This is a genomic window from Shewanella sp. S23-S33, assembly GCF_043359565.1.
Lineage (GTDB): Bacteria > Pseudomonadota > Gammaproteobacteria > Enterobacterales > Shewanellaceae > Shewanella > Shewanella oncorhynchi.
The window spans coordinates 1-7,493 of record NZ_JBHFFD010000045.1; the positions used below are offsets into that span (position 1 = coordinate 1).

The following is a 7,493-nucleotide window of genomic DNA, read 5'->3' on the forward strand; positions in this document are numbered from 1 at the left end:
GCGATTACAGAGGCAGATATTCGTCATTTTCTCACCGAGAAATTCGCCTACTTTAAAGTGCCGCGTTATATCAAGTTTGTGGATCAGTATCCAATGACAGTGACGGGAAAAATTCAGAAATTCAAAATGCGCGAGCTGATGTATCAAGAGTTATATGAAGATATTAATGCTTAAGTGATGTGATTTTGCGAGTGTGCTTTTTTGACTTTCAAGCCGCGCAATGCGGCTTGAATTTTATTCTGTCTAGTTATTTCGGTTAGCAGATAAACGAACAAGCTAATTGGCTAATGAAAAAGTCGGCGAGTCATACCATCAAGCCAAGCTGTACTTTGAGTTAGCTTTTGCTGCTAATGTCGTTATTCTAATTGTAACAAAACTTCACTTCCCCACTGTGGCTTGATGGCTATACTAAAACTAGTCATAAAATCTAACCAGTCATAAAATCTCGGCAGATAAAAACGAAAGCGTTGAGTTGTCGATGATGTAGTCGTAAATCCATGCAGGCAAAGGAGTACTAAATGGTTCGATGGCGTTCAATGCTCCTTGTGTATTGTCTTTCCTTTATGGGATTGAGCGTAGCTAAAGCGGATACCTTAATGCTTACTTCTTTACTTTGGCCGCCTTATTCAGGAGAGCAATTAACGGAGCAGGGTGCCAGTATTGCCGTGGTACGGGCGGCGCTGAACGTCATGGGACATCAGTTAAAAGTGGATTTTTATCCGTGGAGCCGCGCTGTCAAACTTACGACTATGCCGAACTCTGACTACATAGGTTATTTTCCTGAATACTATGTAGAGACTGAAAAGTTTATCTTTTCAAAACCGATTGGCGAAAGTCCATTGGGGCTGGTGGAGCAAAAGTCCCATCCAGTAAGTTGGAATTATATTGAAGATCTTAATCGCTATACCTTAGGTGTGGTGAAAGATTATGTGAATACTCAGGCCTTAGATCGCATGATCGTTTCTGGTGTTCAGCGGACTGAAGCTGTGACTTCGGATGAGCATAATGTCAAAAAAGTTGCCGCAGGTCGGATTGATGCCGCGGTGATTGATGTTAACGTTCTGCACTATTTACTCAAGCAAAAGCCCTTACAGCCGCTGGCGACAAAGTTGCAAATCAATCGGCAAATTCTGGCGAATAAGCAGCTCTATATCGCGTTTCGTAATACAGAAGAGGGACGGCGTTGGCGAGATATTGTTGACCAAGGTTTAGCGCAGGTTGACGTAGAAACCATCATTGGAGAGCTACTTTATCGTGAAGACTAATGTAGGATTTTAGGATAGTTTATTCTTTGTTTTACTCGCTATTTTTCCGCCTATTTCCCCGTAAAGTCACTTCTGATATGCAGTTTGTCATCATTTTGTCTTTGTTCACTATTAGTATCACTTTAACGGCATGAGTTGTTCTCTCATTTTATTGATTAAGGTGACATGAAGAAACTTCCTTTTGAGCTTCCATTTGAGTTAGATACGCTGCAGCAACTCATTGATACTCATCATCTTAAGTTGGATTATCAGATCCTTGCCGACATTCCATTCCGCCAAGAGCATTTCCCCCTTTACAGTGTTGAGTTAGGTGGTACAGATACGCCTTGTCCGACAGTGCTCTTTGTGGGTGGCGTGCATGGGGTTGAACGTATTGGATCTCAAGTTATTTTGGCATTGTTAAACAGTTTATTGCAGCGGCTTGTTTGGGATAAACATCTACAACAGATGTTAACGGGTCTGCGGTTAGCTTTTGTACCTGTAGTGAATCCTGTTGGGTTATTCATGGGAACGCGGGGCAATGGTAATCAAGTGGATTTGATGCGTAACGCTCCGATAGAATCCCGTGAAAAAGTGTCCTTTATGGTGGGAGGACAGCGTATATCGTCACGGCTGCCCTGGTATCGCGGTATTGGGGGAATGGAGCTGGAAACTGCGGGCTTAGTTGCCTATGTACAACAACTGTTGAGTCGCAGCACAAGTTTGATTTCGCTCGATGCCCACTCGGGATTTGGCTTGAGTGATCATATCTGGTTCCCCTACGCCCATACCCGTACCGCCTTCGAAAATGCCAATTATATTTTTCATCTAAAACAATTATTTGAACAGAGTTATCCCCATCACGGCCATTATCGGTTGGCGCCGCAGAGCCAGTTTTATCGCACTCATGGTGATATTTGGGATTATCTCTATCGCCAGCACCAAGTGGCAGATCCTTCTGCTCAGGTGCCATTTTTACCTTTGACATTAGAGATGGGATCTTGGGCATGGATAAAGAAGAATCCTAGACAAATATTTAATTTTGCTGGCTTTTTTAATCCACAAAAAACACATCGTCACCACAGGATTTTACGCAGGCATACAGTACTCATGCAATTTATGATGGAAGCGGCCTATGCCCAATCGTTAGAGCAGTTAACACCTGAACGTTTGACTGAGCTGACAGAGTGCGCACGGCATTATTGGTATCGGGAGTCTCAGTCATGACCACTTGGGTGTTATTAAGGGGATTAATGCGTGATCAGCGCCATTGGAATGGTTTCGATCAGCGTCTGCGACAAAAGGGATTGCGAGTGCTGACACCGGATCTTCCGGGCAATGGGACGCTATCCCACGAATTAAGTCCGCTTAAGATTGCCGATTATGCCTATGCCGTGTGGCAGCAATTGGATGAGCAGGTACAGGAAGGGGAGACTATTTATCTCCTCGGCTTGTCTATGGGCGGTATGTTGGCGTTGGAAATGGCATGCCAGCGACCTTGGCAGATAAGGCATGCCTTTGTATTAAACAGCAGTGCGGCGAATTTATCGTATTGGTATCAAAGATTTAATCCGCTAAATGCATTGAAGGCTTTTTTCATGCGTGCTCGGGGTAACGCTTTACATCCAATCGAGTCGACTATAGTGCGTTTAACCAGTTTTCGTCATCGGCGAGACCGAGATTTAATTGTCAAGTGGAGTGAGTTTCGCCGCGATACCACACCAAGTCGACGCAATGTATGGCGACAACTTTGGGCGGCTTTTCAATACCAATGTCCATTGACAGTGGAAGTACCGATAACTGTGCTCTGCGGTGACCGTGATGCGCTGGTGAGTATGGCATCGAGTAAGGCGTTAGCACGGCATTTTTACACCGATTTGATTGTACTCGCGTATTGTGGTCACGATGCCGCTATAGATGCACCCGCAAAACTGGCGCATTATCTGTTGGACATTGTGGGGGCGACTAAGCCGCAAGTGCAGTTTTCTGTGGATAGTGAGCCTGCCAATACTCAATATGATTGTAACGATTTATTGGAGGAAGAAATAGCCTTAAACGAAGCGATATTTGCTGTATGGGATGACAAAGCGCTATCCACTCTTGAAACCAAATAATCGAGAGTGAATAGCGCAGTTAACACATTGTCTTATTAAGCTTTAGCCACTACGGTTTGGCCTATCGGTGTGAGGCTGAGTAAAGCCAATTTAAGATGCTGTATCCCAAAGGGAATACCGATAATCGTCACAAAACAGGCTAAGGCGTGGACCAAATGCCCTATGGCTAACCAGATCCCAAACAGTAAGAACCAAATGATATTTCCTACCATGCCTAATGCACCTGTGCCTAAGTCTTCACGTCCAGTTAAGTGGCGACGGTTCATTTGTTCTTGGCCGAAGGGCCAAAAGGTCATTTCGCCGATAACAAAACAGGCGCGGCCGAAGGGAATACCAATGATACTGATAAAACACAGGATACCTGCGAGCCACCAAGCGAGTCCCATCACAAATCCGCCGAGTACAAACCAAGCTATGTTGAATATTAAGCGTAATACAGCCATTGAAAACTCCTTATGTTTACCCTGTTAGCCTTTATCGTTAGCTTCGATAAATTGAATATATGTCAATGTCTAAGCGATAACTATGCCAACTATTTAAATTTTTCATAATCAATGGGTTAATTATATGCATTCGAGATTCATGTGTCATTTTCACTAGTTTTTCGCCAAATTGATAATTTCTTAAGGGCGTAACAGGAAGGTCGGAGTTACACTAGCCTTCCCTTAACTGGTTTAAAAAACAGAGAATTTAATCGTTTGAGTAGCTTGATGTTTGCAAATTCCGCTGTCGATACATTTGCCTTTGCTGGCAGAGACATATTCCTAAAACGTGATGATTTACTGCATCCGGCGTTTAGTGGCAATAAAGCTCGCAAATTCGGCTATTTTTTAGATCATGAGTTTGCAGGCATCAGCAAGGTGATAGGTCACGGCTCGCCATTGGCTAACTCACTGTATTCATTGTCAACATTAGCGAAGATGAAAGGCTGGCAATGTGATTTTTATGTAGATCATATTGCCAGTCAAGTGGTTAAACATCCTACGGGCAATTACGCTGCCGCTTTAGCGAATGGCGCTAATATTATCGATTTAAGTGTGTTAATAGCACAAAAGCAGGCGTGCACTCAGTCGCAATCTGAACCTCACGTTTTATCAAATCTTAAGGCTAGTCCTGAGCCTACTGCGCAAGTGGGCGATGTGCGACTGAGTTGCCCTGATTATATAGAGGCTCAAGTACTCGTGAATGAGCCGACGGCGCTTTTTATTCCAGAGGGGGGGCGCTGTGCTTACGCCGAATACGGGATAAATAGATTGGCGCAAGAGATAGTACAGTTTGCGAAGGCGAATGGATTGGTTGATTTAACGGTGTTTTTACCTTCGGGGACGGGAACGACTGCGTTATTTTTAAATCAGTATTTTATCCGTCAGCAAACGGATATTCGTGTCGTGACTTGTGCCGTTGTCGGTGGCGATGATTATTTGCGCTTGCAATTTTCCTTACTTAATTCCAATACCAGTGAGCATCCACATATTGTTAATGTCGGCAAGAAATATCATTTTGGTAAACTTTATCCCGAATTTTATGCCATGTGGCAGCGGGTCTGCGCCTCAGGCGTGCAGTTTGAATTACTCTACGATCCCTTAGGTTTTATTGTGCTTGAGGAATATTTACAAGGCGGTGGCTCTCGTCCTGTTATGTATATCCACCAAGGTGGCTTACTCGGGAACGAGACCATGTTGCCACGTTATCAGCGTAAATTTGGGCAAAGTGGCTCATCCTGTGCCTCAGATGATTGACTTAGTGACGCTAAGACATAATATGTTTGAAGCTGTGTAATGCTAAGTTAAGCTGATGATTTGGAACGATGGGGAATATCAATGACTGAAGCGGAATATCTCGCCAATTACGATCCTAAGGTTTTTAAGGCTCAGCTACTGACAGTGGATGCCGTATTGTTTACCTATCACGATCAGCAACTTAAAGTACTCTTAGTACAACGCTCAAATCATCCATTTTTAGGTTTATGGGGATTACCTGGTGGGTTTATCGATGAAAATTGCGATCAATCCCTTGAGCAAAGCGTGTTACGTAAACTACATGAGAAAACCGCGGTAGTGCCACCTTATATTGAGCAGCTATGCACTGTGGGTAATCGTAGTCGTGATATAAGAGGCTGGTCCGTGACTGTGTGCTATACCGCCTTGATGAGTTATCAAGCCTGCCAAATCCAGATTGATTCAGTGAGTGATGTTAAGTGGTGGCCATTAGCAGATGTGTTGCAGATGCCCTTGGCGTTTGATCATCTGCAGTTAATCGAACAAGCGCGGGAACGTTTAACACAAAAAGCCTTATATTCTTTAGTGCCAGGATTTGCACTGTCTGAACCTTTTACCTTGCCAGAATTGCAGCATGTACATGAGGTTCTACTGGGTAAGCCTATCCAAGGTAAATCTTTTCGTCGGCGGGTTGAACAGGCTGATTTATTGATCGATACCGGATTAAAGCGCACCGAACGGGGTCGTCCCGCTAATTTATACCTCTTGAAACCCAATACCGCATCGTATCGCTTCTTAAGAAATTTAGAATGTTGATCACAGTGAATGTGGATTTAAGTAAGATATTCGCCTTGCTCAATATGAGTAACGGCGACTGCTTATGCCTTATTCATGGTGACTTTGAATCAGTAAAGGCTGTTTAATTACTGATTTTGCCTTAATGTCTCCGGTTCTTGTATTACGCGATACCCATATTGTAGCTTCTTAGTTATCGCGCCCACCAATAGTGTCTAAAGGACACTATATGCCATTTAAGCATAACATTTCAGGTTGCTCCGTCTGAAATAGTCTAAAAATCAACTTTACACAATAATGTCTTTAAGACACTATTGTTCATGTAGACAACAAGGGCGCCGTCAATTTCGGCAATCTTGCCACAGACAGGAGGTTACTATGTCTCAACGTATTCAAACGTCTCAAGATGCTTCTCACGCTCAATGTTCGCAAGCCGATTTTTATCGGTTACCCGCAGCTAGCGATGAGGCTCACTACCGTTTATTTCAATTTGGTGCGGGGGAAAACCATGTTCAGCTGCTTGTTCCTCCAGCGAAACGCGTCACAGTTTTCTTCGGTTATCGTGGCGATCATTCCATCATGCAGCTCTTGTTGTTAACTGATGCATTGCGTCGCAGTGGTGCAGAGCAAATCGATCTGTTACTGCCTTATATGCCGGGTGCTCGCCAAGATAGGGTGTGTAATGCTGGTGAGGCCTTATCGGTAAAAGTCTATGCCAGCCTGATTAATCAGCAGCAATATGCTTCAGTCAGCATTTTTGACCCTCACAGCGATGTCACCGCCGCATTGTTAGACCGAGTGCAGGTAATAGATAACCACAGTTTTGTTGCCGCGATCGCAGCCCAATTAACGGGGGAGCTAGTGTTAGTCTCGCCCGATGCGGGGGCGAATAAAAAAGTATTCGGCTTAGCTAAAGCGTTACAGGGAATGCCGGTGATCAGGGCCGATAAACATCGTGATGTGGTCAATGGCCATATTATCGCTACTGAAGTGTTCTGTGATGACTTGTCGGGTAAAACCTGCTTAATCGTTGACGATATTTGCGCAGGTGGCAGAACCTTTATTGAACTTGCCATCAAATTAAAGCAAAAGGGGGCCCAAAGCGTCATTTTGATCGTGTCACATTATGAAGATAAGGCCAGTGAGTTGGCACTGCGAGAGGCGGGCATAGACAGATTATTTTGTACCGATAGTTTAGGTGTCCCCACACATATTTCGAGCGAGTTCTGTCATTGTCATGCTGTTTTGAGTTATATGAATCATTAAGGAAAATATTATGTACTTGAATCCCGTTACTGCCATTGATGGCTACAAAGTCGATCACCGTCGTCAATATCCCGATAATACACAAGTGATTTTTAGTAACCTGACCGCCCGTAAATCCCGTCGTGGTTATACAGACCAAATGGTGTTTTTTGGCTTGCAGTATTTTATCAAGCATTTCTTGATCGACAGTTGGAACCGTGATTTCTTTCAACAACCTAAAGATCAGGTCATTCGTCAATTCTCCCGCCGTATCAATAACTATCTCGGGCCGAATAATGTTGGCACTCAGCATATTGAGGAGTTGCATGATTTAGGTTATTTACCAATTAAAATTATGGCATTACCTGAAGGCTCAG

Annotated in this window: 8 protein-coding genes; 7 read left to right on the forward strand and 1 reads right to left on the reverse strand. The window is 43.9% G+C overall.

The genetic code is table 11. The features are described from left to right. The first annotated feature begins 518 nt into the window (after window positions 1-518). From ACHA99_RS11960 to ACHA99_RS11970, 3 genes are all read left to right on the forward strand, one after another. Complete coding sequence (locus ACHA99_RS11960; RefSeq protein WP_212601317.1) at window positions 519-1,265, forward strand: ABC transporter substrate-binding protein; 747 nt, start codon at window positions 519-521, stop codon at window positions 1,263-1,265. A gap of 165 nt (window positions 1,266-1,430) precedes the next feature. Then, the gene (locus ACHA99_RS11965) at window positions 1,431-2,471 is read left to right on the forward strand and encodes a M14 family metallopeptidase (protein ID WP_198573683.1); all 1,041 of its coding nucleotides are present in this window, start codon (window positions 1,431-1,433) and stop codon (window positions 2,469-2,471) included. After that, on the forward strand, window positions 2,468-3,358 hold the full coding sequence (locus ACHA99_RS11970; RefSeq protein ID WP_393942944.1) for an alpha/beta fold hydrolase: 891 nt from the start codon (window positions 2,468-2,470) through the stop codon (window positions 3,356-3,358). Before ACHA99_RS11965 ends, ACHA99_RS11970 begins: the two co-directional genes overlap by 4 nt. A gap of 35 nt (window positions 3,359-3,393) precedes the next feature. Here the strand turns inward: ACHA99_RS11970 and ACHA99_RS11975 are convergent, their stop codons facing one another. Then, a complete protein-coding gene (locus ACHA99_RS11975) occupies window positions 3,394-3,801 on the reverse strand; it encodes a YccF domain-containing protein (protein WP_028759602.1) in 408 nt (135 codons plus the stop codon). Between the two features lie 267 nt (window positions 3,802-4,068). Between ACHA99_RS11975 and ACHA99_RS11980 the strand changes: the two genes are divergently transcribed. The 4 genes from ACHA99_RS11980 to ACHA99_RS11995 all read left to right on the forward strand — a co-directional run. Continuing rightward, window positions 4,069-5,097, forward strand: a complete 1,029-nt coding sequence (locus ACHA99_RS11980) for a 1-aminocyclopropane-1-carboxylate deaminase/D-cysteine desulfhydrase (protein WP_393942946.1) — start codon at window positions 4,069-4,071, stop codon at window positions 5,095-5,097. Between the two features lie 81 nt (window positions 5,098-5,178). Next, window positions 5,179-5,892, forward strand: coding sequence for an NUDIX domain-containing protein (locus ACHA99_RS11985; protein ID WP_393942948.1), 714 nt, complete (start codon window positions 5,179-5,181; stop codon window positions 5,890-5,892). Between the two features lie 357 nt (window positions 5,893-6,249). Next, window positions 6,250-7,137: a ribose-phosphate diphosphokinase gene (prs, locus tag ACHA99_RS11990; protein WP_393942950.1), complete on the forward strand. Its 888-nt coding sequence runs from the start codon at window positions 6,250-6,252 to the stop codon at window positions 7,135-7,137. 10 nt (window positions 7,138-7,147) lie between these two features. Beyond that, window positions 7,148-7,493: nicotinamide phosphoribosyltransferase domain-containing protein (locus ACHA99_RS11995; RefSeq protein ID WP_393942952.1), on the forward strand; the 346-nt coding region annotated here is incomplete at its 3' end.